Annotated in this window: 22 protein-coding genes; 15 read left to right on the top strand and 7 right to left on the bottom strand. The window is 72.7% G+C overall.

The genetic code is table 11. From position 1 onward, the window contains the following. Positions 1 to 6: 6 nt before the first annotated feature. From ACLF3M_RS15475 to ACLF3M_RS15455, 5 genes are read left to right on the top strand one after another with little or no spacing between them, the layout of a single operon-like run. Positions 7 to 1,065 carry an ABC transporter ATP-binding protein gene (locus ACLF3M_RS15475; protein WP_430657838.1) on the top strand — a complete coding sequence of 353 codons (1,059 nt, stop codon included), beginning with the start codon at positions 7 to 9 and terminating at the stop codon, positions 1,063 to 1,065. Then, complete coding sequence (locus tag ACLF3M_RS15470; protein WP_430657837.1) at positions 1,062 to 2,309, top strand: MGH1-like glycoside hydrolase domain-containing protein; 1,248 nt, start codon at positions 1,062 to 1,064, stop codon at positions 2,307 to 2,309. The genes ACLF3M_RS15475 and ACLF3M_RS15470 overlap by 4 nt, the downstream gene beginning before the upstream one ends. After that, positions 2,309 to 3,373 (top strand): amidohydrolase family protein, encoded by a 1,065-nt coding sequence (locus ACLF3M_RS15465; protein ID WP_430657871.1) that lies wholly within the window; start codon positions 2,309 to 2,311, stop codon positions 3,371 to 3,373. Before ACLF3M_RS15470 ends, ACLF3M_RS15465 begins: the two co-directional genes overlap by 1 nt. Next, on the top strand, positions 3,370 to 4,476 hold the full coding sequence (locus tag ACLF3M_RS15460; RefSeq protein ID WP_430657836.1) for an amidohydrolase family protein: 1,107 nt from the start codon (positions 3,370 to 3,372) through the stop codon (positions 4,474 to 4,476). Before ACLF3M_RS15465 ends, ACLF3M_RS15460 begins: the two co-directional genes overlap by 4 nt. After that, on the top strand, positions 4,476 to 4,895 hold the full coding sequence (locus ACLF3M_RS15455; RefSeq protein ID WP_430657835.1) for a Rieske (2Fe-2S) protein: 420 nt from the start codon (positions 4,476 to 4,478) through the stop codon (positions 4,893 to 4,895). Before ACLF3M_RS15460 ends, ACLF3M_RS15455 begins: the two co-directional genes overlap by 1 nt. Here the strand turns inward: ACLF3M_RS15455 and ACLF3M_RS15450 are convergent. Continuing rightward, positions 4,790 to 5,182 carry a hypothetical protein gene (locus tag ACLF3M_RS15450; protein ID WP_430657870.1) on the bottom strand — a complete coding sequence of 131 codons (393 nt, stop codon included), beginning with the start codon at positions 5,180 to 5,182 and terminating at the stop codon, positions 4,790 to 4,792. The two genes, ACLF3M_RS15455 and ACLF3M_RS15450, sit on opposite strands and share 106 nt — an antisense overlap. Between ACLF3M_RS15450 and ACLF3M_RS15445 the strand changes: the two genes are divergently transcribed. The 3 genes from ACLF3M_RS15445 (at position 5,112) to ACLF3M_RS15435 (ending at position 7,252) form a co-directional block, all read left to right on the top strand. Further along, on the top strand, positions 5,112 to 5,270 hold the full coding sequence (locus ACLF3M_RS15445; protein WP_430657872.1) for a hypothetical protein: 159 nt from the start codon (positions 5,112 to 5,114) through the stop codon (positions 5,268 to 5,270). The genes ACLF3M_RS15450 and ACLF3M_RS15445 overlap by 71 nt on opposite strands. Before the next feature lie 92 nt (positions 5,271 to 5,362). Beyond that, positions 5,363 to 6,451, top strand: a complete 1,089-nt coding sequence (locus ACLF3M_RS15440; RefSeq protein ID WP_430657834.1) for an LLM class flavin-dependent oxidoreductase — start codon at positions 5,363 to 5,365, stop codon at positions 6,449 to 6,451. A gap of 6 nt (positions 6,452 to 6,457) precedes the next feature. Further along, complete coding sequence (locus tag ACLF3M_RS15435) at positions 6,458 to 7,252, top strand: SDR family NAD(P)-dependent oxidoreductase (RefSeq protein ID WP_430657833.1); 795 nt, start codon at positions 6,458 to 6,460, stop codon at positions 7,250 to 7,252. A gap of 903 nt (positions 7,253 to 8,155) precedes the next feature. On the opposite strand, the gene prfA is transcribed toward ACLF3M_RS15435, so the two are convergent. Beyond that, positions 8,156 to 9,211: a peptide chain release factor 1 gene (gene prfA / locus ACLF3M_RS15430; RefSeq protein WP_430657832.1), complete on the bottom strand. Its 1,056-nt coding sequence runs from the start codon at positions 9,209 to 9,211 to the stop codon at positions 8,156 to 8,158. Positions 9,212 to 9,353: 142 nt separating this feature from the next. Then, positions 9,354 to 10,598 (bottom strand): histidine--tRNA ligase, encoded by a 1,245-nt coding sequence (gene hisS, locus ACLF3M_RS15425; RefSeq protein WP_430657831.1) that lies wholly within the window; start codon positions 10,596 to 10,598, stop codon positions 9,354 to 9,356. A 219-nt stretch (positions 10,599 to 10,817) separates the two neighbouring features. Between hisS and ACLF3M_RS15420 the strand changes: the two genes are divergently transcribed. The 3 genes from ACLF3M_RS15420 to ACLF3M_RS15410 all read left to right on the top strand — a co-directional run bounded on the left by ACLF3M_RS15420 (position 10,818) and on the right by ACLF3M_RS15410 (position 14,921). Then, positions 10,818 to 11,645, top strand: a complete 828-nt coding sequence (locus tag ACLF3M_RS15420) for a class I SAM-dependent methyltransferase (protein ID WP_430657830.1) — start codon at positions 10,818 to 10,820, stop codon at positions 11,643 to 11,645. 39 nt (positions 11,646 to 11,684) lie between these two features. Beyond that, the gene (locus ACLF3M_RS15415; RefSeq protein WP_430657829.1) at positions 11,685 to 12,134 is read left to right on the top strand and encodes an ester cyclase; all 450 of its coding nucleotides are present in this window, start codon (positions 11,685 to 11,687) and stop codon (positions 12,132 to 12,134) included. 117 nt (positions 12,135 to 12,251) lie between these two features. Continuing rightward, the gene (locus ACLF3M_RS15410) at positions 12,252 to 14,921 is read left to right on the top strand and encodes an AMP-binding protein (RefSeq protein ID WP_430657828.1); all 2,670 of its coding nucleotides are present in this window, start codon (positions 12,252 to 12,254) and stop codon (positions 14,919 to 14,921) included. 3 nt (positions 14,922 to 14,924) lie between these two features. Here the strand turns inward: ACLF3M_RS15410 and ispG are convergent, their stop codons facing one another. Then, positions 14,925 to 16,058 (bottom strand): flavodoxin-dependent (E)-4-hydroxy-3-methylbut-2-enyl-diphosphate synthase, encoded by a 1,134-nt coding sequence (gene ispG, locus ACLF3M_RS15405; protein WP_430657869.1) that lies wholly within the window; start codon positions 16,056 to 16,058, stop codon positions 14,925 to 14,927. A gap of 139 nt (positions 16,059 to 16,197) precedes the next feature. Here ispG and ACLF3M_RS15400 point away from each other — a divergent pair, with 139 nt between their 5' ends. Next, a complete protein-coding gene (locus ACLF3M_RS15400) occupies positions 16,198 to 17,286 on the top strand; it encodes an NAD(P)/FAD-dependent oxidoreductase (protein WP_430657868.1) in 1,089 nt (362 codons plus the stop codon). A gap of 46 nt (positions 17,287 to 17,332) precedes the next feature. On the opposite strand, the gene ACLF3M_RS15395 is transcribed toward ACLF3M_RS15400, so the two are convergent. After that, a complete protein-coding gene (locus ACLF3M_RS15395) occupies positions 17,333 to 18,745 on the bottom strand; it encodes a winged helix-turn-helix domain-containing protein (protein ID WP_430657827.1) in 1,413 nt (470 codons plus the stop codon). A 269-nt stretch (positions 18,746 to 19,014) separates the two neighbouring features. On the opposite strand from ACLF3M_RS15395, the gene ACLF3M_RS15390 reads away from it, so the two are divergent. The 3 genes from ACLF3M_RS15390 to ACLF3M_RS15380 are packed head-to-tail and all read left to right on the top strand — an operon-like array spanning position 19,015 to position 20,557. Next, on the top strand, positions 19,015 to 19,482 hold the full coding sequence (locus ACLF3M_RS15390) for a hypothetical protein (RefSeq protein WP_430657826.1): 468 nt from the start codon (positions 19,015 to 19,017) through the stop codon (positions 19,480 to 19,482). Beyond that, the gene (locus tag ACLF3M_RS15385; RefSeq protein WP_430657825.1) at positions 19,479 to 20,336 is read left to right on the top strand and encodes a dienelactone hydrolase family protein; all 858 of its coding nucleotides are present in this window, start codon (positions 19,479 to 19,481) and stop codon (positions 20,334 to 20,336) included. The genes ACLF3M_RS15390 and ACLF3M_RS15385 overlap by 4 nt, the downstream gene beginning before the upstream one ends. Further along, positions 20,333 to 20,557, top strand: coding sequence for a hypothetical protein (locus ACLF3M_RS15380; protein ID WP_430657824.1), 225 nt, complete (start codon positions 20,333 to 20,335; stop codon positions 20,555 to 20,557). Before ACLF3M_RS15385 ends, ACLF3M_RS15380 begins: the two co-directional genes overlap by 4 nt. A 124-nt stretch (positions 20,558 to 20,681) precedes the next feature. On the opposite strand, the gene ACLF3M_RS15375 is transcribed toward ACLF3M_RS15380, so the two are convergent. After that, positions 20,682 to 21,728: a helix-turn-helix domain-containing protein gene (locus ACLF3M_RS15375; RefSeq protein WP_430657823.1), complete on the bottom strand. Its 1,047-nt coding sequence runs from the start codon at positions 21,726 to 21,728 to the stop codon at positions 20,682 to 20,684. Positions 21,729 to 21,792: 64 nt separating this feature from the next. Beyond that, on the bottom strand, positions 21,793 to 22,866 hold the full coding sequence (locus ACLF3M_RS15370) for an NAD(P)H-dependent flavin oxidoreductase (RefSeq protein ID WP_430657822.1): 1,074 nt from the start codon (positions 22,864 to 22,866) through the stop codon (positions 21,793 to 21,795). Positions 22,867 to 22,870 lie beyond the last annotated feature (4 nt).

The following is a 22,870-nucleotide window of genomic DNA, read 5'->3' as shown; positions in this document are numbered from 1 at the left end:
GAGAGCATGGCCCGCATCGTCATCGAGGGCATCCGCAAGGAATTCGGCGGCGTGCAGGCGTTGAAGCAGGTCGCGCTGGAAGTGCGCGATGGCGAGTTCCTGGCGCTGCTCGGCCCGTCCGGCTGCGGCAAGACCACGCTGCTGCGCATCGTCGCAGGGCTCGAGACGCAGAGCGCGGGCCGCGTGCTGATCGGGGAGCGCGATGTCAGCACCCTGCCCCCGCGCGCGCGGGGCCTGGCGATGGTCTTCCAGAACTACGCGGTCTTCCCCCATCTGACGGTCTTCGAGAACGTGGCCTTCGGCCTGCGTATGGCGCGGGCACCGAAGGACCGCGTGCAGCAGCAGGTCGCGCGCGCCGCGGCGCTGCTGCATATCGAGCCCTATCTCCAGCGCTACCCCGCACAGCTTTCGGGCGGGCAGCGCCAGCGCGTGGCGGTGGCGCGCGCGCTGGCAGTGGAACCCGCGGTCCTGCTGATGGACGAGCCGCTGTCTAACCTGGACGCGCTGCTGCGGCTGGAGATGCGGGCGGAGCTGAAATCGGTCCTGGCCGATGGCGGCACCACGACGATCTACGTCACCCATGACCAGACGGAAGCAATGGGCCTGGCGGACCGCATCGCGGTGATGCAGGCCGGCGAGATCGTGCAGATCGGCTCGCCCACCGAGATCTACCACCACCCCCGCACGCGCTTCGTCGGCGGTTTCGTGGGTTCGCCGCCGATGAATTTCGTGAAGCTGTCCGCGGCGGGCGGTGTCGCGCGGCTGGGGGCGCTTTCGCTGCCGGTCAAGGCGCGGGATGGCGACGTGCTGCTCGGCCTGCGCGCGGAGGACCTCTCGCCCGCCGAGCCCGGCCAGGGTTTCCGGTTCGAACTGCGCGTGGCGGAACCGCTGGGATCGCATGTCCTGCTGACCGGCACGGCGGAAGGACAGCAGATGCGCGTCGTCGTGCCGCACGACCTCGATGCCGATCTGCGGCCCGGGCGCGTGATGGAACTGAAGCCGCGGCTGGATCGCTTGAACTGGATGCAGGCCGATACGGGTATGGCGCTGGAGCGCGCGCAATGATCGACCGCCTTGCCGCGCAGGGCGTGCTGCGCGCGAATGACCGCGGCGGCTACACCGTGCCGACGGACCGGCTCTATCCTTTCCAGTGGAACTGGGATTCCGCCTTCGTCGCGATGGGCTTCGCGACCTTCGACGCGCCGCGCGCCTGGGCCGAGATCGAGAGCCTGCTGCGCGGCGAGTGGGACGACGGGCTGATCCCGCAGATCGTCTTCCACGCGCCGTCCGACGACTACTTTCCCGGCCCGGATGTGTGGGGGATCGAGCGCGATCCGCGAACATCCGGCATCACCCAGCCGCCGGTGCTGGCGACCGCGGCGCGCAAGGTGCTGGAATCGGCGCCCGGTTCCGGCAGCGAGGCGCGGATGGCCGCGATCTGGCCGAAGCTGCGCGACAATCATCGCTGGTGGGCCCGCGCGCGCGATCCGCAGGGAACGGGCCTCGTAACGACGCTGCATCCCTGGGAAACGGGGATGGACAACAGCCCGGCCTGGGACGCGGCGCTCGATCGCGTGCCGACCACGACGCGCAACGCGATCCGCCGGCGCGACACCGGCCATGTCGATCCCGCCTTCCGGCCACGCGCGATCGACTACCAGCGCTTCATCCACCTGGTGGAGTGTTTCGCGGATGCGGGGTGGGATCCCGCAGGGATGCTCGCCGCGTCGCCGTTGCGCGTCGCCGATGTCGGGACGAACGCGATCCTGCTGCGGGCGGAGCGCGACCTGGCCGCGCTCGCCACGCGCTTCGGCACGCCGGCGGAGCGCACGGAGATCGAGGGGCGCATCGCCCGCATGGCGCCGGCGCTGGAGACGCTTTGGCAGGACGGCTTCTACCTCTCGCGCGACCTGATTTCGGGCGCGGCGATCCCGGTACGGACCTCGGCGGGGTTCCTGCCGCTGTTTGCGGGCGAGTCGCCGCATGAAGCCGCGCTGGCGGCGACGCTGCAAGCGTGGGCGGGGATGGTGCGATGGCTCGTGCCCTCCACCGATCCCGCCCATCCACAATTCGAGCCCCTGCGCTACTGGCGCGGGCCGGTCTGGGCGGTGGTGAACTGGATGATCGCGGACGGCTTGCGCGGCAACGGGCACGACGCGCTGGCGCGGCGCGTGGAGGGCGACACGCTGACGCTGATCGACGCGCACGGCTTCAGCGAATACTTCGACCCCACCACGGGCCAGGGCATCGGCGGGGCCACCTTCTCCTGGACGGCGGCAATCGCGCTGCTGCTGGAGGGCACGCGGTGATGCGAACCGCCGGCGCGATAGATTGCGACATCCATCCGGCGGTGCCGTCGCTGAAGGCGCTGCTGCCGTATTTCGACGATCACTGGCGCGACATGCTGGTGCATCGCGGGGTGCATGACCTCGACACCGTCGCGTATCCGCTGCGCGTCCCGCTGTCGGCGCGGCCGGATTGGCGGCCTGCGGCGGGCAAGCCGGGCGCGGATCTCGATCAGTTGCGGACGCAGGCGCTGGACGGCTTCGGCCTCTCGGCCGCGATCTGCAACGTGCTCTACGGCGTGACCGTGCTGTTCAGCGAGGACATGGCGGCGGCCTATGCGCGCGCGGTCAACGACTGGCTTGCGGCGGAGTGGCTCGATCGCGATCCGCGGCTGCGCGGGTCCATTGTCGTGCCGATCCAGAATGCGGAGCTCGCGGTGGAGGAGATCGAGCGCCGCGCCGCCGACCGCCGCTTCGTGCAGGTGCTGCTGCCCGCGATGCACGACCTCCCGCTCGGGCGCCGCGCGCATTGGCCGATCTATGCGGCGGCGGAACGCCACGGCCTGGCGATCGGGATCCATGCCGGATCGGCCTACCGCCATCCCGTCACGCCCGTGGGCTGGCCGAGCTACTACACCGAGGACTACGCCGCGCAGGCCGCGGGGCTGCAGACCTCGCTGACGAGCCTGGTCTGCGAGGGCGTCTTCGGCCGCTTCCCCAATCTCCGCGTCGTGCTGATCGAATCCGGCTTCACCTGGCTGCCGGCCTACATGTGGCGGCTGCACAAATACTGGCGCGGGCTGCGGATGGAGATCCCCTGGGTGGACCGCCCGCCGCCCGAGATCATCCGCCACCAGGTCCGCCTGACGCTGCAGCCCGTGGACGGCCCGCCGAACGAAGCCGACCTGATGCGCGTGATCGAGCAGATGGGATCGGAGGAGCTGCTTCTGTTCTCCACGGACTGGCCGCATTGGCAGTTCGACGGCGACGGCGCGCTGCCGCCGGCCTTGCCGGAGGCGCTGGCGCGCCGGATCATGCTGGACAACCCGCGCGCGACCTATGCGCGGCTGCAGGAGTGCGTGGCATGAACGTCCAGGCACCAGCGACGACGCCGCGGCCCGCCGCGGGCAGCCGGCCCGCTATGGCGGATGGCGACATCCATCCTTGCCTCGCGCAGGCCAGCGACATACTGCCCTACCTGCCCACGCGCTGGCAGCGCCACATGCAGAGCTTCGGGATACTGCCGCGGCACGGCTATCAGTCGGGCCCCGCTTACCCCAAGGGCCAGCCCGATGCCGCGCGGCGCGATGCCTGGCCGCCGGGCGGACGGCCCGGCAGCGACCTGGGCTTCATGCAGCGCCAGCACCTCGATCCCAATAACGTGGCGCTCGGCGTGTTGAACGTCATCGCGCCGGCGGCCGGCGCGGCGCAGAACCTGGATTTCAGCGCCGCGCTGGCGCGTGCGCTGAACGAATGGCAGGTCGCGGAATGGACGTCGAAGGACAGCCGCCTCAAGGGCTCCGTCGTCGTGCCGTATGAGGACGCGCAGGCCGCCGCCGCCGAGATCCGCCACTGGGCCGGCCACAAGGATTTCGTGCAGGTCCTGCTGCTGTCCCGCACCGCGGAGCCGCTGGGCCAGCGCCGCTATTGGCCGATCTACGAGGCCGCGCAGGAAGCCGGCCTGCCCGTCGGCGTGCACGCCTTCGGCTATGGCGGCTATCCCGTCACCGGCGGCGGCTGGCCATCCTTCTACATCGAGGAGATGGTCGGCCATGCCCAGGCCTGCCAGGCGCAACTGACGAGCCTGGTGATCGAGGGCGTCTTTGAGCGCTTCCCCCGCCTGCGTCTGGTCCTCATCGAGGCCGGCTTCGCCTGGCTGCCCGCGCATGCGTGGCGGCTCGACAAGGTCTGGTCCCGCCTGCGGGAGGAGACGCCGCATCTCCGCCGCAAGCCCTCGGCGTACATCCGCGATCATGTCTGGCTGACGACCCAGCCGATGGAGGAGCCGGAGCGCAAGCGGCACCTCAACGACGTGATCGAGTGGATCGGTGCCGATCGCCTGGTCTTCGCCACGGACTACCCGCATTGGGACTACGACGATCCCGCCTGGAGCCTGCCCGTCCCGCTGGAAGGCGCGGCGCGACAGGGCTTCTTCCTCGACAACGCACGGGCACTCTACGGGCTGGCGTGATGGCGCGGCATGTCGTGGCACCCGTCTCCGCCGTGCCGCCGGGCGGGCGTCTGGTGACGGAGGCCGGCGGGAAGCAGATCGTGATCTTCAACCTCGGCGGCGAGTTCTTCGGCCTGCTCAACCGCTGCCCGCACCAGGGCGGGCCGCTCGCCGCGGGTATCACGACGGGCCTGGTCGAGGCCGATCCTGCACGCCCGGGCTGCGTGCGCTATTCCCGGGCGGGTGAGATCCTGCGCTGCCCCTGGCATGGCTGGGAATTCGACATCCGCACGGGCCTGTCGCGCGCCGAGCCCGCGCGCATCCGCACGCGCAGCTATCCCGCCGGCGCCGTCGGCGCCGCCGAGCTGACGGCGGAGGAGCTCGCCGCAACGACGATCCCCGTCAGCGTCGAGGACAGTCTCATCGTCGTGGAGGTCTGACCTACAACGACACTTCCGGCACCTCGCCCGGGACGATCAGCGCCGCGATGGTCGCGGCCAGCACGTCCTGCACGTTGACGCCGGGCTCGCGTTCCACGCGCCGCTCGCCGGAAACCAGGTCCATCGCGCGGCCCCTCGCCGGCACGATCCTGCCCGGCACGATCCAATTCGCGAGCTGCCCGCGCGCCCAGGCCGGGCCGCGCGGTGTCGTTGCCGATGACCGTCAGCCCGCGCGCGCCCCGCGCAACCAAGGCGTCCACGATGCCCTCCGGCGTGCCGATGGCCAAGCCGCCGGACATAGCGCTGGCGCCGTCGGGGATCACGGCGGCGGCCTCGGCCGCGGTGATGGCTTCGGGGAGCATCGCGCTGTCATAGTGGCACGGCGGCGGAAGGGCCGATGCCGGGACGCCGCCCTTGCCGCGCGCCGCCGCGGCGTGGGACGAAGGCACGGCGAGGGGGAGGGAAGCATGCGTCTCGGCCTGTTCATGATGCCACTTCACCCGCCCGAGCGGCCGATGCAGGCGATGCTGGCGGAGGATACGGAGAAATCGCTGCTGGCCGACCGCCTGGGCTTCGAGGAGCTCTGGGTCGGCGAGCATTTCTCGGCGTCCTCGGAGCCGATCGCTTCGCCGCTGATGTTCATGGCGGGGCTTGCGCCGCGGACGAAGCTGACCTTCGCGACGGGCGTGATCAACCTGCCGAACCACCACCCCGCGAAGGTCGCGGCGGAGGTCGCGCAGTTCGACCACATGACGGGCGGGCGGTTGATCCTCGGCATCGGGCCGGGCGGGCTGCCGTCCGACTTCGAGCTCTTCGGCAACACCGATGCGATGCAGCGCGGCCAACGCATGCTGGAAGCGATCGACGCGATGCTCGCGATCTGGCGCAGCGACCCGCCCTACGACATCGAGGGCCCGACCTGGACCACGCGCATCACCAAGGCCGTGCTGCCGGAGTTCGGAGTCGGCACCATGCCGAAGCCCTTCCAGCGCCCGCACCCGCCCATCGCCATCACCGCGCGCAGCGGCGACAGCTTCGGCGTGCGGACGGCGGTGGAGCGCGGCTGGGGCGTCGTCTCCGCCAACTTCGTCGCCGAGCGCATCGTGGAGGCGCATGGCCGCACGCTGCGCGCCGCGCGGGAGGCCGGGCACCGAACGGAGTGGCGCGTCGCGCGCAACATCTGCATCGGCGCGACGGAGGCGGAAGCCCGCGCGCGGGTCTTCGACGCGGCCTCGGCCAACCGCTACTATTTCGACTACCTCTCGACGCTGGCGCGCCGCGCCGGGCTGCTCGGCACCTTCAAGCCGGAGGAGGCGATGCCGGACGACGCGGTCAGCCTCGAGGCGATCATCGGGGATTGCGTGATCTGCGGCTCTCCCGCGGGGCTGCTGGACCGGCTGGTCGCGCTGCGCGAGCGGGTCGGGCCCTTCGACCACCTGCTGATGGCGGGGCTCGACTGGAGCGGCCCGAACGCGGCCTGGGAGCAGGAGACGATGCGGCGCCTGGCCGAGGACGTGATGCCGCGCTTCCGGCAGCATGTCGCGGCGGTGGGATAGCGGGCCATGACCCAGGAATGGCGGGTCGCGCTGATCACCGGCGGCGCCGGCGCGATCGGGATGGCGACCGCGCGGCGCCTGGCGCGCGACGGCGTGGTGCCGGTGCTCGCGGATCGCGACGCGGCGGCGCTGGCCGCCGGCGTCGCCGCGCTGCAGGCGGAGGGCGCGTCCAACGCGCTCGGCATCCCCGCGGACCTGTCGGACCGCGACGCGCCGCGGCAGGTAATGGACCGGATCGAGGCCGCGTTCGGGCGGCTCGACGTGCTGGTGAACAATGCGGGGCTCAGCCGCGCGCGCCGCATCGGGGAGGTCGATCTCGCGGACTGGGATGCGGTGATGGCGGTGAACCTCACCGCGCCGATGCTGCTGGCGCAGGAATCGCTGCGCTTCTGGCAACGCCAGCGCGCGGGCAGCATCGTCAATGTCGCCTCGCGCGTCTGGGTCAGCGGCGCGGGGCCGGCCTATACCGCGTCCAAGGCAGGGCTGGTCGGGCTGACGCGCTCGCTCGCGGTGCAGCTCGGCCCGCTCGGCGTCACGGTCAACGCGGTAGCGCCGAGCTACCTCGCCAGCGGCTTCAACTTCCCCGGCCAGGACGAAGCGCGGCGGGCGGCGGAGGCGGAGCACATCGCGCTCGGCGTGCTGGACCGCATCGCGACGCCGGAGGACGTCGCCGGCGCGATCGCCTTCCTGGCGGGCGAGGAAGCGCGCTTCGTCACGGGCGAGGTGATCCATGTCTGCGGCGGGGCGCAACTCGCCGCGCGGCCGGCGAGCCGGGCCGTGACGGAGGGGAGCGCGCCGTAGGAGGCGGCCCGGACGGCGCGGGTCGGCGCCAGTTTTAGCGTTTTGGGATTTTAGCGTTTTAGCGTTTAGGGCGGGTGGGCTTCGGACAAACGGCGTGGTCCGGGGTGGCGTGGCGGAGCTTCGGACAAATTGCCCCGCTTTTCCCGCCGAGGGGATCGGCGGGGGTTGAGGAATGGGTCGGGGCATGGCGGGAACAATACGGGAACATTTTCGGCGGGAGCAAGGAAAATGGGGGGCGCGATCGCGGCACCCTGGTGTTGGGATGGCGGTCCAGCGGCGACCTCTGGCAGCGGATCAACACGACAAGCGAGACGGGATTCCGCGACAACCTCGCGGATTGTATGGACCGCGTTGTCGTCGGCGGTTGGCCGCTGCGCGTGCCCGCCAGCTTGGCGAGAGCGCGGTCGTGACCCCGGCGGCCGGCGTCGATAGGTGAGGCCGAGACGATCCACCCACTCGGCACGCCCGCGAATACGACGCGGCTGCTGGCTTCCATCGCGCAGCCCGAAGCGGGCGAGACTGCGGAGGATTGCCTGAGCGAGCGGTAGGCGAACGGGGCGCCTCGCGTAGAGGATAGCCGCGTGCGGATAGTGGGGACGGCCATGACAGCGGAACCGTTGTGGCCTCTCCGAAACGACTTCGTGTCGGCGCCGTCGTTTGAGCGCAAGAACAGTGCGCCGAGCGGGACCTGCCCGCCTGATGGCCGCCGCGCCGTGGATTCCGCGCGACCGCGTCCGGGTGGGCATCGCGACATCGCCGGGGTGGCGGAGCGAACTGCTGCGAGCGGGAGGCGCGTGACGAGCGTCGCGATTGACTGACGCTGTTGCGCTCACCCCCACCCGGCCGCTGCGCGGCCACCCTCCCCCGCAAGCGGGAGAGGGAAGTTTGGCGGGAGGTTTTCAGCTACTCCGCGTCCGCTGCCAGCCTGGCTGCCTCGTCCTCCGCGACCAGGGCGTCGATGACCTCGTCGAATTCGCCGAGCATCACGCGGTCGATCTTGTGGATCGTCAGCCCGATGCGGTGGTCGGTCACGCGGCCCTGCGGGAAGTTGTAGGTGCGGATGCGCTCGGACCGATCACCCGTGCCGACCTGGCCCTTGCGGTCGGCGGCGCGGATGCTGTCCACGCGCGACCGCTCCGCATCGAACAGCCGCGCGCGCAGGACCTTCATCGCCTTGGCGCGGTTCTTGTGCTGCGACTTCTCCTCCTGCATCGCGACGACGATGCCGGACGGGATATGCGTGATGCGCACGGCGCTGTCGGTCTTGTTGACGTGCTGGCCGCCGGCGCCCGACGCGCGATAGGTGTCGATGCGGAGGTCGCCCTCGTTCACCTGCACGTCCACTTCCTCGGCTTCCGGCAGGACCGCGACGGTGACGGTGGAGGTGTGGATGCGGCCCTGGTTCTCGGTCTCGGGGACGCGCTGCACGCGGTGAACGCCGCTCTCGAACTTCAGCTTGGCGAAGACGCCGCGGCCTTCGATCGAGGCCGTCGCACCCTTCACGCCGCCGAGGTCGCTCTCGTCGTAGTCCAGCACCTCGAAGCGCCAGCCCTGGCGGGCGGCATAGCGCTGGTAGGCGCCGAAGAGCTCGGCTGCGAAGAGCGCGGCCTCGTCGCCGCCGGCGGCGGGGCGGATTTCCAGGATCGCGCTGCGCTCGTCCGCGATGTCGCGCGGCAGGAGCATGAGGCGGATCTCGCGCTCCAGCGCGGGCAGACGGTCCTTGAGGTCGAGATATTCGGCCTCGGCCAATTCCTTCAGCTCGGGGTCGCCGAGCATGGCCTCGGCCTCGTCGCGGGCGCGTTCGGCGGCGCGGTAGGCCTGCACCTTCTCTACGAGGGGATCGAGCTCCGACAGCTCGCGCGACAGCGCGCCGAACTGCGTGCCGTCCGCGGTCTCGAGCTGGTGGCGGAGCTCGTCGGCGCGGTTTAGCAGGCGGTCGAGTTTCTGCGGGAGCGGCATGGTCAGGCCGCGGCGACGCGGATGCGCGCGCGGCGTGCGGCGTCAGGCGAGCCCCCCTCACCCGGCCCTCTCCCCCCTTTGGGGGGAGAGGGTATGGGTAGAATGGGGACAGGGCGGAGCGTGAGAAGGCGGGCGGTGTCGCTCATCGCGTCAGGCGCTGCACGGCCTCGGCCTGGGCCAGCGTCTCCTGGCTGCCGGCATCGAGGTCACGGAACTGGACCTGGCCGGACGCGGCCTCGGTCTCGCCGAGGATCAGCGCGACGCGGGCGCCCAGCTTGTTCGCGCGCTCCATGCGGCGCTTGAGGTTGCCCTTGTACGCGATCTCGGCGGAGACGCCGGCGGCGCGGAGCTGCATCACCAGGCCGAGTGCGTCGGCTTCCTGGGCTTCCGCGACGGGGATCACCGCCACGGGGCGCGGCGCGGGCGGCGGCGCGCTCAGCAGCATGGACAGGCGCTCGATCCCCGCGGCCCAGCCGACGGAGGGCGTGGAGGGCCCGCCCATCTCCTCGACCAGGCCGTTGTAGCGGCCGCCGCCGAGCACGGTGCCCTGCGCGCCGAGCCGGTTGGTCACGAACTCGAACGCCGTGTGGCTGTAGTAGTCGAGGCCCCGCACGATGCGGTCGTTCTGCCGGAAGGGCACGCCGAAGCGGGTGAGGTAGCCCAGCACGCTGTCGTAGAAGCGCGCGGCGTCGGGGGTGAGGTGGTCGCGCATGACGGGCGCGTCCGCGACGATGCGCCTGTCGCCCTCGTCCTTGCTGTCCAGCACACGGAGCGGGTTCTTCTCCAGCCGCACCTGGCTGTCCGGGCTCAGCGCGTCGCGGTGCCGGGAGAGATAGGCGACGAGGGCGCTGCGATAGGCGTCGCGGCTTGCGGCGTCGCCGAGCGTGTTGATCTCGAGCACCACGCCGTCCGCGATCTGCAGCGCGTTCAGCACGTCCCAGCCGCAGGCGATGACCTCGGCGTCGGCCAGCGGCTCGGCGGCGCCCAGCACCTCGACGTCGATCTGGTGGAACTGGCGGTAGCGGCCCTTCTGCGGCCGCTCGTAGCGGAACATCGGCCCCTGGTAGAAGACCTTGCGCGGCAGGTTGGACTGCGCAAGGCCGTTGGAGACGAGCGCGCGGCAGAGGCCCGCGGTCGCCTCGGGCCGGAGCGTGATGGAATCGCCGCCGCGGTCGGTGAAGGAATACATCTCCTTCGAGACGACGTCGGAGGTGTCGCCGAGGCCGCGGCTGAAGACGCGGGTGTCCTCGAAGACCGGCGTGGACCATTCCTCGAAGCCATAGAGGGCGGCGACGCGGCGCGCGGTCTCGACGACGTGGTGATGGGCCCGGAAGTCCTCGCCGATGAGGTCACGGGTGCCGCGGACGGGCTGCAGGGGGCTGGCCATGCGGCGTGCTATCGCGCGGGTAGCGCGTGGGAGCAAGGGCGCGGGTAGCGCGTGGGAGCAAGGGCGCGGGTAGCGCGTGGGAGCAAGGGCGCGGGTAGCGCGTGGGAGCAGGGGCGCGGGTAGCGCGTGGGAGCAACGGCGGGGGCAAGGGCTGGCCGGCATCGCCGCCGCCGGCTTGGCCGTGCCATGCTGGCCGGGCCAGCAAGGAAGGAGCCCGCGATGTCCGCCACCGACGCCGTCTTCGCCGGGCGCGTGGCCGAGGGCTACGACCGGCTCATGGTCCCCATGCTCTTCGAGGCGTATGCCGCCGAGGTGCCGCCGCGCCTGCCGCGGCTGGCCGAGGGCCATGTCCTGGAGACCGCGGCCGGCACAGGGATCGTCACCGCGGCCATGGCGGCCGCCCTGCCCGCTGCCGTCGCGATCACGGCGACCGACCTCAACCCGCCCATGCTGGACCGTGCCGCGCCGCGCTTGCCTTCCGGGCGCGTGACGCTGCGCCAGGCCGACGCGCAGCGCCTGCCGTTCGAGGACGGGGCCTTCGACGCGCTGGTCTGCCAGTTCGGCGTCATGTTCTTCCCGGACAAGCCGGCTGCGCTGGCCGAGGCGCGGCGCGTGCTGCGGCCGGGCGGGCGGCTTCTGTTCAGCGTCTGGAGCGGCCTCGACCGCAATCCGATCCCCGCGATCGTGCAGGCGGCGGTGGCCGCGCAGTTCCCGGACGATCCCCCGCTCTTCATGGCGCGGACGCCGCATGGGCATGGCGACATCCCCGGCATGACGGCCGCGCTGGAGGCGGCGGGCTTCACAGATTTCGGCGCGGAGCGCGTGGAGCTGCCCTGCCGCAGCCCGTCCGCGCGACTGGCCGCGACTGCGATCTGCCAGGGCACGCCGCTGCGGGCCGAGATTGAGGCGCGGCGCGTTCCCGGCCTCGACGCCGTGACGGAGATCGCGGCACAGGCGCTCGCGCGGAAGCTGGCGGGCGGCGCGATGAACACCCCGGTCAGCGCGCCGATGGAGGCGATCTTCTTCTCGGCCATCAGGCCGGGCTGATGGTGTAGGCTCCCGGGACACCGCCCGAGGGATCACACCATGGCCACGCTGTCTCCCGCAGAGCTGATGCGCCTCTGGTTCCAGGAGGTCTGGAACGAGCGGCGGGCGGACCGGATCGACGCGCTCGCCGCGCCGGGCTGCGTCATCCACAACATCGACGAGACCGGCGGCGACGCGCACGGGCCGGCGGCGCTGCGCGCCTTCCAGGCGCGCATCCTCGCGGCCTTTCCCGACATCTGGATCACGATGCACGAGGTCATCGAGTCCGGCGAGATCGCGGCCGGACGCTGGAGCGCCAAGCTCACCCATAGCGGCGACGGGCTCGGCGTAGATCCAACGGGCAAGGCGGTGACGCTCACCGGCATGTCGATGGCGCGCGTGCGGGACGGCCGGATCGTCGAGAGCTGGGACGAATGGGACCGGATGCGCCTCTCGCTCGCGTGCGGGATGGTGGTGCCGGCCAACCAGCCCGGCCGCCCCTCAAGCTGAGCGCCGGTACCCGCGGCGGGAACGATGCCTCGGGCATTCGTTGCCGACACGGAGCTTTGTTCCACACGCTACCATCAGGACAGGCAACGCGCGCGCTGTTCATGCTTTTTCCATGGGATGGATGGTGTTTTCGATCGTGACCCGCACACCCGTGGCCTGCTCGACGAGGCATGGCTCGACGCGGGTTCGGTGCCGCCGGACCTGAACGGGCCGCGCGCGCATCCTTTCACACCCCTGCCCGCACAGGCGGTGGATCTTCCACTTGCCGCGCTGCTGGCCGAGGCCACGGCGCGGCGGCCGGCGGCGCCGGCGCTCGACGACGGCCTGACGCGGCTGAGCTTCGCGGCGACGCTGGACCGCGTCCGCCGCCTGGCGCGCGCCGTGGCGGAGGCGACGTCGGAGGGCGCCCCGGTCGCGATCGCGCTGCCGGTCGGCGCGATGCTGCCTGTCGCGCTGCTCGCCGTCGCCGCGGCCGGACGCATCGCCGCGCCGATCGATCCGCAGGCGCCGCCGCAGCGCCAGGCACAGTTGATCGAGGCTGCCGGCGCGGCCTGCGTGCTGACCGATGCGGCGACCGCGCGCGGCCTGCCGCCGGGCATGCAATGGCTGGACGCGGAAGCGCTCGCCATCGCCACCCCCGATGGGGAGCTGCCCGCGACCGATCCCGACGCGCCGGCCTTCCTGCTGCTGACCTCGGGCAGCACCGGGGCGCCGAAGGGCATCGTGCTCAGCCAGGCCGCGCTGACGATTCGTGTCGCCGACCACGTCGGCGCCAGCCACGTCGGCAGCGATGACCGGCTGGCGCCGCTGAGCTGGCCGGGCAGCATCGCCGGGCTGCGCGAGGTGCTGACCGGCCTCGTCACCGGCGCCTGCGTCCTGCTGATCGAGCCGCGCGGGCGCGAGGCCGGGGCGACGCTTGATCGCCTCGCCGCGACGCGACCGACGGTCGTCTATGCCGTGCCGACGCTGCTGCGCGCGCTCTGCCGCCTGCCGGGCGCGGCGCGCGGCTTCACGGCGCTGCGCGTGCTGCGCCTCGGCGGCGAGGCGATCCACTGGGCCGACCTCGACGCGCTGCGGCCGCACCTGCCGGGCGGCGCGCATATCATGGCGGCCTACAGCTCGACCGAGGCCGCGGGGACGCACTGGTTCGTGCCGGCTGACGCGCCGCGCGACACGCCGACCGTGCCCGGCGGCTGGATCGCGCCAGGCGGGCGCTTCCGCATCCTCGACGAGGCCGGGCAGGACGCGGCGGAGGGCGAGCTGGTGCTGCGCGGACGGCATGTCGCGCTCGGGCTCTGGCAGCGCGGGCGCCTCGTCGCCGGGCCGGTGGCGCCGGATCCCGAGGATCCGCGGTCCCGTATCCTGCGCAGCGGCGACCGCGCGCGGCTGCTCGCGGATGGGCGCCTGCAGTTGCTCGGGCGCGTGGACGGCATGGTGAAGATCGCGGGGCAGCGGGTGGAGCCGCGCGAGATCGAGGCCGTGATGCGCGGCTGGCCGGAGGTGGAGGACGCCGCCGTCATCGTGGTGGACCCCGCGCGGCCGCGCCTGGTGGCCTTCGTCGCGCCCAAGGGCGAGGCGCCGGACCTGGCGGCGACGGCGCGGCGGCGGCTGCGGGCGGCGCTGCCGACCGCCATGCAGCCCTCGCGGCTGCACGTGATCGAGTCCCTGCCGCTGACATCGGCCGGCAAGCCGGACCGCGCGGCGCTTTCGATCTTCGATGCGGCGGTCGAAGCGTCCGCGCTGCCGCAGGTCGATGCCGACATCACCTGGGCCGTGGCGCGCGCCTGGCGACGGAGCTTCGGCCGCGCGTCGCTGCGCGCCAACGAGAGCTTCCAGGATGCGGGCGGGGACTCGTTGGGGCTGCTGCGGCTGGTCTACGACATCGAGCAGGGGCTCGGCGCCTTCACCTATCTGCCGCTCGACCTGTTCACGCTCGACATGCGCCCGGGCGAGATGGCCGCGGCGATCAGCGGCGCGCTGCGCGCCCGGCCGGCGCAAGCGTCCCGGCCGCGTCTCTGGCTCCTGCCGGGGCTGGCGGGCGACGAGCCGCTGCTGGCGCTGTTCCGGACCGAGCTCGCCGAAAAGCTGGAAGCGACGACCTTCGAGTATCCGGACTGGCGGGAGCAGGTGTCCGAGGGCGGCGGGGTGGAGGCGATCGCCGGTGCGGTGGCGGCGCGCATCGCGGCGGAGACGCCGGAGGGACCGGTCCGGCTCGGCGGCTATTCCTTCGGCGGCGTGGTCGCGGCGGCGGCTGTCGCGCGGCTGGCCGCGATGGGGCGGGAGGTCGCGTTCCTCGGGCTGATCGATGCCACCGCGATGCTGCCCGCACGGCCGCAGCATGGGCGCGCGCTGCGTCGCGCCATCGCCGGACATGGCGTGATGCGCCAGGCGCTGGTGGAGCGGCGCGTCGCGGATGTGCTCGGCATGGGCGTCGCGGAGACGCTGGCGCGGCCGGGCTTCGCGCCGCTGCTGCGTGGCCTGGCGCGGGTGACGGCGCCGCCGCTGCCGCTGAGGCTCCGCTTCGCCACGCAGGCTTGGCTGCACGCGCTGCTGCGGGCGGAGGCGTCGCGGGACTGGCTGGCGCAGGCGCCGCGACTGCCCGCGGGGCTCAGGACCGTGCTGTTCCGCTCGGGCGGGCATCCCCCGGGAACGCCGGCCGACCTGGGCTGGGGCAGGCTCTGCGCCAACCTCGAGGTGGTGGAGGTGCCGGGTTCGCACCACGGGATGTTCGAGGCCGGGAACCGCGCGCTGCTGGCGGCGCGGTTCGCGGCGGCGGCGCTCGGCTGAGGGCTACTCCGCCGCCGCCTTGGTGAGCTCCGCGGCCTTCGCGGCCTTCAGCACCTCGGCGCGGGCCTCGACCAGGCCGACGATATGCTCGACCATCTCCTCGGTCTTCACGGTGTGGCTGGTCTTGCCCATGCCGTAGACCATGTGCGTCCCCGCCCCGCCGCCGGTGAGCCCGATGTCGGTCATCAGCGCCTCGCCCGGGCCGTTCACGACGCAGCCGATGATGGAGAGGCTGATCGGCTCGCTGATATGGGCCAGCCGCTCCTCCAGCTTCTCGACGGTTCGGATGACGTCGAAGCCCTGCCGCGCGCAGGATGGGCAGGAGATCACCTTCACGCCGCGATGGCGCAGGTGCAGCGACTTCAGCATCTCCCAGCCGACCGAAACCTCTTCCTCGGGCTCGGCGCTCAGCGACACCCGCAGCGTGTCGCCGATGCCGGCCCAGAGCAGCGACCCCAGGCCGATGGCTGATTTCACCGTGCCGGCGCGCTTGCCCCCGGCCTCGGTGACGCCGATGTGGAGCGGGTGGTCGCAGGCCTCGGCCAGCTGCTGGTAGGCCGCGACAGCGAGGAAGACGTCGGACGCCTTCACGCTGATCTTGAACTCGTCGAAGCCCTCATCGAGCAGATGCGCGGCGTGCCACAGCGCGGATTCCACCAGCGCCTCGGGGTTGGGCTCGCCGTATTTCTCCAGCAGGTGCTTCTCGAGGCTGCCGGCGTTGACGCCGATGCGGATCGAGCAGCCATGGTCGCGCGCGGCCTTTACGACCTCCTTCACGCGGTCCTTCGAGCCGATGTTGCCGGGATTGATGCGCAGGCAGGCCGCACCCGCCTCCGCGGCCTCGATGGCGCGGCGGTAGTGGAAGTGGATGTCGGCGACAACAGGGACATTCACCTCGCGGACGATTTCGTGCAGCGCAGCGGTGGCTTCCTCGGTCGGCACGCTCACGCGCACGATGTCGGCGCCGGCGAGCTCGCAGCGGCGGATCTGCTCGATCGTCGCCTTGGCGTCCTCGGTCGGGGTGTTGGTCATGGTCTGGACGGAGATCGGGGCGTCGCCGCCCACAAGCACCTTGCCGACCCGGATCTGGCGCGACTTCCGGCGCAGGATCTGCTGGTAGGGACGATAGGACATCAGGCCTTTCCTCGCGCAGGCCGATCGGGGGAGACGCCGGCCGCGTTCCGCCCAAGGATAGGGCCTGGCGAGGCCTTGTCCCAGGGGGATCGTCGGGCCTAGCAATCCGAAGGGGTTACCCGGGGAGCGTGGCTTGGAAGACGTGGACGCCGTGGTGGTCGGCGCGGGGGTGGTGGGGCTCGCCATTGCGCGCGCGCTGGCGCTGACAGGGCGCGAGGTGCTGGTACTCGACGCCGCGGAGGGCATCGGAACCGAGACCTCGTCGCGCAATTCCGAGGTCATCCATGCCGGCATCTACTACCCCCAGGGCAGCCTGATGGCGCGCAGCTGCGTGACGGGGAAGCAGCTTCTCTACGCCTATTGCGCGGAACGCGGCGTGCCGCACCGCAACTGCGGCAAGCTGATCGTCGCGACGGACGAGGAGGAGGCCGGACGGCTCGAGGGCATCCGCCGGCGCGCCGCGCTCAACGGCGTCGAGCTGCGCCTCCTGACGCGGGCGGAGGCGCTGGCGATGGAGCCCGAGCTGCACTGCACGGCCGCGCTGCATTCGCCCTCCACCGGGATCGTGGACAGCCACGCCTTCATGCTGGCGCTGCAGGGCGATGCCGAGAACGCCGGCGCGATCTTCGCCTTCCACGCACCGGTGGAGCGCGGCCGGGTCACGAACAGCGGCATCGAGATCGAGGTCGGCGGCGCCGAGCCCATGGCGCTGCGCGCGCGGCTGGTGGTGAACTCGGCCGGGCTGCACGCGCCGCGCCTGGCGCGCGCGATCCGGGGCATGCCGGAAGCCCAGGTGCCGCCCACCCACTACGCGAAGGGCAACTACTTCACCCTGACGGGCCGCTCTCCCTTCTCGCGCCTGATCTATCCCGTGCCGGTGCCGGGCGGCCTCGGGACGCACCTGACGATCGACCTGGCGGGCCAGGCGCGGTTTGGGCCGGATGTCGAGTGGATCGATCGGATCGACTACGCCGTGGACCCCAGGCGCGGCGACAGCTTCTACGCCGCGATCCGGCGGTACTGGCCGGAGTTGCCCGATGGTGCCCTGGCGCCGGGCTATTCGGGCATCCGGCCGAAAACCGTGCCGAAGGGCGCACCGGCGCAGGACTTCGTGGTGCAGGGGCCGGCCACGCATGGTGTGCCGGGTCTGGTCAACCTCTTCGGGATCGAGAGCCCCGGCCTGACGGCGTCGCTGGCGCTGGCGGAGGAGGTGATGGGGCTGCTGGGGTAGGCGCCCGGGGGCGCGAACGCCCGAGGGGCGATGGCGGCGGGCGCGCCTAGTCCAGCCCGGCCAGGGCAAGCCCGTCGGCGACGCGTTGCACCTGTGCGACGAAGGCGGGCTCGCGGCTCGGCCAGGGCGGATCGGCGCGCAGCGCGGCCAGGGTGAGGCCGGGCCAGCGCGCCCGTGTCTCGTCGAGCATCTCGCGCGCTTCCGGAAGCTGCCCGTTCAGGGCCAACGCCGCGGTGAGGCCCAGCAACACGGTGCGCCCTTCCCGCGGCCAGCAGCAATGCGCACGGCGGAAGTCGCCCACGCCGTGGTCGCCGCGATCCAGCAGGAGATCGATCATCCCGAGGTAGTAGCGCCAGGCGGGCTGCAGGGAATCATCGGGCGGAGCCGCGGCGATGCTGTCCCGCACGAAGGGCTCGGCCTCGGCCGGGCGGCCGAGCATGATGAGCACGTAGCCGACATTGGCGCGCGCCGGATACGCCGTGGGGTCCAGCAGCAGCCCGCGCCGGCATGCCTGCAACGCCTCTTCCAGCCGGCGGTACTGGCGCAGCACCGCGCAATGCGCGGTATGGGCATTGCTCTGGTCCGCGCCGAAGGCAAGCGCCCGCGTCGCGGCCGCCTCGGCCCGGGCGAGGTCCGCGGCCCAATCGTCGCTGAGCCCGGATGCCGCCATGTTGGTATAGGTGAAGGCGAGCCCGGCCCAGCCCGGGGCGAAGCCGGGGTCGAGCGCCGTCGCGCGCTCGAAGAGCGCGCGCTGCGCGAGCCATGGCCCCGCGCCGCTGCCGCGGATTGCCAAGGCCTGCCGGCGGAGTTCGACGGCCTGCGCGCGGCGCGTGGCGATGTCGGGTTCGGCGGCGGCCGGCGGCATGGCCGGCGCCGCGACGACCGCTGCCGCGACCGGGGCCGGCAACTGGCCCGGCCGCCAGGCGAGCACGACCGCCAATGCCGCGGAAAGTAGCAGGGCAGCCGGCAGCAGGACACGGCGGGCGACGCCTGGCGGCGGGCCGGAAAGGCCTGGTCTGCCCGACGGCGCATCCGTCCCCGGTCCTTCCCGGTGAGGCCAGGCCGGCGGCGTGAGCGGCTCGGGGGGCAGCGACGCCGGCTGCGGGTCCAGCGCCGGCATGGTCGGGACACGCGTGACCTCGGCGTCGATCATGTAGCCCCGCCGCGGGATCGTCCTGAGGATCGCCGGGCCGGCCTCGCCCAGCGCGCGCCTGATGTCGCGGACGCATTGGGTGATCGCCTCGTCGCCGACCGTCACCTGGGGCCAGATCGCGTCGAGCAGGGCCTCGCGCGTCACCACGCGCCCGGCATGCAGGACGAGGTGGCAGAGCACATCGAAGGACTTCGGCCGAAGCTCGACGGGCGCATCGTCCGGCCCGCGCAGGGCAGCGCGCGCCGGCTCCAGCACGAAGCCGGCGAAGCGATAGGCGCTCTCCGTCGGTAGGTTCCCGATGTCCATTCCTGGCTCGCCCGTGATGGGCTTCGTATACAGGTTTAGCCGGTCTTTCGCTGTCATTTCACCGAACCTTCAGGACCCGCCGACGGAATCCGGGCCCTGATCCCCTTCGACGCGGCGGGCCGATCCAACTCGATGACCCTCCGCCTTCGGAAATCCGCCAGCCCAATCGGTGAGCGGCACCCGACGAAAGGAGGCGATCGAGCATGCACGTCTTACAGCCGCTCCGGGGCCGGCCTCGCGGCCGGCCGCGGATCCTGCTCCTCGCGGCCGTGCTCGGCATCGCCCCGGTTGCAGCGGGTCACGCGGCCAGCAAGGCCGCGGAAGCGATCGCACCGAAGGATCGGCCAAAGGACCCGGCAGACACCGCTCCCCGGGTCTGGGCCGGCGCCGGGCAGCTCACCGCCGCCCAGCAGCCCGGGGCCGACGCGCCGCCGGGCCAGGACTGGGGCGACGCCCTGATCGCCTTCTGCCGCCCCCAGGCCGATGCAGGGCGGCCCTGCCTCTGCTCGATCGAACAGATCGAGACACCGGTGACGCCCGGCCAGTTCGTCCTGCTCATGCGAGGCTTCCACCGGGCCGGCGCGGCAAGCGCGGCCGAATTGCGCCTCGCCGAGCGCCAGGCGCGCGAGGCCTGCGGCGACGATGCCGTCGCGGCGTCGCTCGACGCGGCCGGCCGATGGGCCAGCGTCTCCCCCGAAGCGCGCGCCGCATGGGCCCGGGCGGGAGACGGCCGATGACGCGGGGCACGATCGGGATCCGCGCCAAGGCGGCGCCCCTGCGGGCGGGACTGGCCGGGCTCCTGCTCGGTGCCGGGCTTGCGCTTTCGCCGGCGGGGCCGGGCCATGCCGTCGAGACCGCCGCGCAGGCCGATGTCGGCCTGCTCTGGCTGCCGGACGACCCGGCGACCGCCGCGCCGGTCCCGGTGGTGGTCGCGCTCTACGACTTCCCGGGCGTCGATCCCCGGGGCTGGCGCTATGCCGAGCAGCTCACCGCCGCCGGCATCGCGGTGCTGCATGTCGAGCTGCAGGATTATTCCGCCGACGGGATCGTGGCCATGCCGGCGGGGGATGACGAAGCGGCCGCGCTCGCACGGGTGAAGCAGGCCATCGGCTTCCTCGCGGAGGATCCCCGCTTCGCCCAGGCGCCGGTCGGGCTGCTGTCCTTCGGCGCCTCCGGCGCGGCCGCGATGCGCGCCGCCACGGATCCGATCGTCGGCGGCCGGATCGGCGCGATGGCGCTGCTCTATCCCGGCTGTGCCGGCCTCGGCGCGGCGGCGGAGGCGGCGCCGCGCGCGCCGGTGCTGCTGCTGCACGGCGACGAGGATCCCGCCAACACGCCGGCGGACTGCGCCGGCCTCGCCGCGCGGATCGCGCGCACCGCCCCCGTCCGGCACCTGCGCTATGCCGGCGCCGGCCATGCCTGGGACCTGCCGCCGAACGGCCCCCACGAATCGATGACGGTGACCTGGCCCGGCCGCCCCGGCATGCGGCTTCGCACGGCGTTCTGGGCCCAGGCGACGGAATACTCGGCAGCGCAGGTCGCGAGCTTCTTCGCCCTGGCCCTGCCGGCGCCCGCCGGGGCCACGCCATGACGGCGCAGGGGCCGGCCGCGCCCTCGGCCGATACCGCCGCCGCCGCGTGCAACAGCGGGGTTGCCGCCTTCGCGCATCCCGCCCGCGCGCGGCTTCTCCGCCATCTCCAGCAGGAGGGCGGGGATCCCGAGCTGCTGCGGCTGCTGCAGGATGCGGTGGAGGACACGTCGCCGCGGCAGCGGCATCGCCGCTCCGGCCGCGACGAGGCCGGTGGCGGGTAGGCGGGGGTGCCGGCCTTCGCCCTGCCGGCGCTCGCCGGCGCGGCGGCGGTCGGCCTCGCCTTCGCGATGCCTCGGCGATAGCCGCGACCCGCATCGGCGGGCGGCGCAGGCGCCCGGCGGAAGCTCAGTTCCGCTGCGGCGGCGCCGGCGGCGGCGCCGGCTGCGGCGCAGGCTGGGCGCTGGCCGTCGCCGGGACCAGGCGCTGGCGCACCTTGTCCACCTCGAGCGGGACGTTCCGGCGCACACCGACCAGTCCCTCCAGCAGGGGCTGGTTCTGGCCGTCGAGCAGCACCTCCAGCCCATCCGCCTTGCCGGTGTCGAGCAGCAGGCCGTCGCGGACCGGGGCGGGCCAGGCCTCGCCGGGGCGCAGCACGCGGTTGACCAGGACCTGGCCGGAGCGGGCCTCGCGCACCTGGACCCAGGCGCCTTCGGGGTTGTTGGTGCGGGCGCGCAGCACGATGCGGGTGCCGTCGGGCACGCCGGGGATCGCGACGGGCGCGGGCGCGGCGGGGGCGGCGACCGGCGTGGGGGGCGGCGCCGGCGTCGGCGCGGCCGGCACGGTCGCGGCCTGGGCGGAGGTGTTGGCCCCCGCGGCGTTCCCGCCGGGCGGCGGCAGGGCCGCAAGCGGCAGGGCACCGGGGTTGGCGGAGGGCAGCGCGGCCTCGCGCTGCGGAAGCTGGGCGCGGCCCTGCTCGGCCGCCTGTTCGAGCCGCGGCGGCACCGGCGGGACCACGTCCACGCTGCGCTGGCCGCCGCCCGATAGGTTGAACCAGGCGACATAGATGCCGATGGCGAGGATCGCGCCGACCGTGGCGATCGCGCCGGCGGGCATGGCGCGTTCACTCACGGGCTCGGGGAAGACGAGCTTGGGCTTGGGCGCGCTGCTGCCCGTCGCCTCGCGGAAGCGGCGCACGAGGTCGTCGGCATCCAGGCCGAGCGCGGCGCCATAGGTGCGGACGAAGCCCACGGCATAGGCGGCGCCGGGGAGGTCGCGGAGCCGCCCTTCCTCCAGCGCGGCGATGTAGACGCGGCGGATGCGCAGTTGCTGGGCCACGTCCTCGACGGACAGGCCGAGGGCAAGCCGGCCCTCGCGGAGTTCGTCTCCGATGCGGGCCACGTCGGCGCCGGCATTCTCGACCGGTCGGGGGATGCGCTTCAGGTCGTACGGCACGGGGGCGCTACCTAGCCTGTGATGGCGGCCGGCGTAAACCGAATCATCGCGGAAAAGTGGAACGTCATGGCGCGGTCACGCGCGGTCCGCGCGCGCCGAGGGCAGTGGCTGCCTGCAGGACAAGCTCCTGCACGATCTCCGCGGTCGGCTGCTCCTTCGTGACCATCCCGACGGACTGCCCGGCCATCAGCGAGCCGTTCTCGACATCACCGTCGATCACCGCGCGGCGCAGCGCGCCGGCCCAGAAATGCTCGATGTCGAGCTGCGCGGCGGCCTTCTCCACCTCGCCGGCGAGGAAGCGGCGGATCGTCTCGGCCTGGTGCTCGAGGAAGCGCCTGGTGCCTCCGTTCTGCAGGGCGCGGACGGGGATGACGGGGAAGCGCTCATCCAGCTGCACGGTGGGCAGCGCGTCGCGCGCGGCGCCGCGGATGAAGGCGCGCTTGAAGTTGGGGTGCGCGATCGATTCCGTCGCGCAGACGAAGCGCGTGCCGAGTTGCACGCCCGCCGCGCCCATCTCCATGTAGGACAGGATCGCCTCGCCGCGGCCGATCCCGCCGGCGACGAAGACCGGCACCTCGCGCACATGGGGCAGGATCTCCTGCGCGAGGACGTTGAGCGAGACGGGGCCGATATGCCCGCCGGCCTCGCTGCCCTCGATCACCAGGGCGTCGGCGCCGCTGCGGATCAGCTTCTTCGCGAGCGCCAGCGCGGGGGCGAAGCAGACGACCTTGGCGCCGCCATCCTTGGCCGCCTTGATCGCGCTGCCCGGCGGGATGCCACCAGCGAAGACGATGTGGCCGACCTGGTGGTCGAGGCAGGTCTGGACGAGCTGGTCCAGCCGCGGATGCATGGTGATGAGGTTCACGCCAAAGGGCTTCCGGGTGAGCCCCTGCGTGCCGACGATCTCCTCCGCCAGGCGCGGCGGCTCCATCGCGCCGCAGGCGATCACGCCGAAGGCGCCGGCATTGGAGAGTGCGGCGACCAGGTGCCGCTCGCTCACCCAGGACATCGCGCCGCCCATGATGGCGTAGCGGCTGCCGAGGAAGGCGGCGCCGCGGGCCATGAGGCGCTCGATCTCCGCCACGGCCCAAGGGGGCGTCGCTTCGGGCGCGGCGGTGTCCGGGGTCAGCGCGTCCATCAGG

This window comes from Falsiroseomonas sp. HW251, from assembly GCF_050563545.1.
Lineage (GTDB): Bacteria > Pseudomonadota > Alphaproteobacteria > Acetobacterales > Acetobacteraceae > Falsiroseomonas.
Note: the sequence above shows the minus strand (reverse complement) of the source record. Positions and strands in the feature narration are given on the sequence as shown.

Excerpts from the sequence above, each read along its gene's own strand:
- ACLF3M_RS15440 (WP_430657834.1), top strand. The coding sequence starts at position 5,363 with ATGCGTCTCGGCCTGTTCATGATGCCACTTCACCCGCCCGAGCGGCCG.
- ACLF3M_RS15470 (WP_430657837.1), top strand. The coding sequence starts at position 1,062 with ATGATCGACCGCCTTGCCGCGCAGGGCGTGCTGCGCGCGAATGACCGC.
- ACLF3M_RS15410 (WP_430657828.1), top strand. The coding sequence starts at position 12,252 with ATGGATGGTGTTTTCGATCGTGACCCGCACACCCGTGGCCTGCTCGAC.
- ACLF3M_RS15420 (WP_430657830.1), top strand. The coding sequence starts at position 10,818 with ATGTCCGCCACCGACGCCGTCTTCGCCGGGCGCGTGGCCGAGGGCTAC.
- ACLF3M_RS15370 (WP_430657822.1), bottom strand. The coding sequence starts at position 22,866 with ATGGACGCGCTGACCCCGGACACCGCCGCGCCCGAAGCGACGCCCCCT.
- ACLF3M_RS15435 (WP_430657833.1), top strand. The coding sequence starts at position 6,458 with ATGACCCAGGAATGGCGGGTCGCGCTGATCACCGGCGGCGCCGGCGCG.
- ACLF3M_RS15455 (WP_430657835.1), top strand. The coding sequence starts at position 4,476 with ATGGCGCGGCATGTCGTGGCACCCGTCTCCGCCGTGCCGCCGGGCGGG.
- ACLF3M_RS15460 (WP_430657836.1), top strand. The coding sequence starts at position 3,370 with ATGAACGTCCAGGCACCAGCGACGACGCCGCGGCCCGCCGCGGGCAGC.
- ACLF3M_RS15385 (WP_430657825.1), top strand. The coding sequence starts at position 19,479 with ATGACGCGGGGCACGATCGGGATCCGCGCCAAGGCGGCGCCCCTGCGG.
- ACLF3M_RS15415 (WP_430657829.1), top strand. The coding sequence starts at position 11,685 with ATGGCCACGCTGTCTCCCGCAGAGCTGATGCGCCTCTGGTTCCAGGAG.
- ACLF3M_RS15395 (WP_430657827.1), bottom strand. The coding sequence starts at position 18,745 with ATGGACATCGGGAACCTACCGACGGAGAGCGCCTATCGCTTCGCCGGC.
- ACLF3M_RS15475 (WP_430657838.1), top strand. The coding sequence starts at position 7 with ATGGCCCGCATCGTCATCGAGGGCATCCGCAAGGAATTCGGCGGCGTG.
- hisS (WP_430657831.1), bottom strand. The coding sequence starts at position 10,598 with ATGGCCAGCCCCCTGCAGCCCGTCCGCGGCACCCGTGACCTCATCGGC.
- ACLF3M_RS15380 (WP_430657824.1), top strand. The coding sequence starts at position 20,333 with ATGACGGCGCAGGGGCCGGCCGCGCCCTCGGCCGATACCGCCGCCGCC.
- ACLF3M_RS15445 (WP_430657872.1), top strand. The coding sequence starts at position 5,112 with ATGACCGTCAGCCCGCGCGCGCCCCGCGCAACCAAGGCGTCCACGATG.
- ACLF3M_RS15465 (WP_430657871.1), top strand. The coding sequence starts at position 2,309 with ATGCGAACCGCCGGCGCGATAGATTGCGACATCCATCCGGCGGTGCCG.
- prfA (WP_430657832.1), bottom strand. The coding sequence starts at position 9,211 with ATGCCGCTCCCGCAGAAACTCGACCGCCTGCTAAACCGCGCCGACGAG.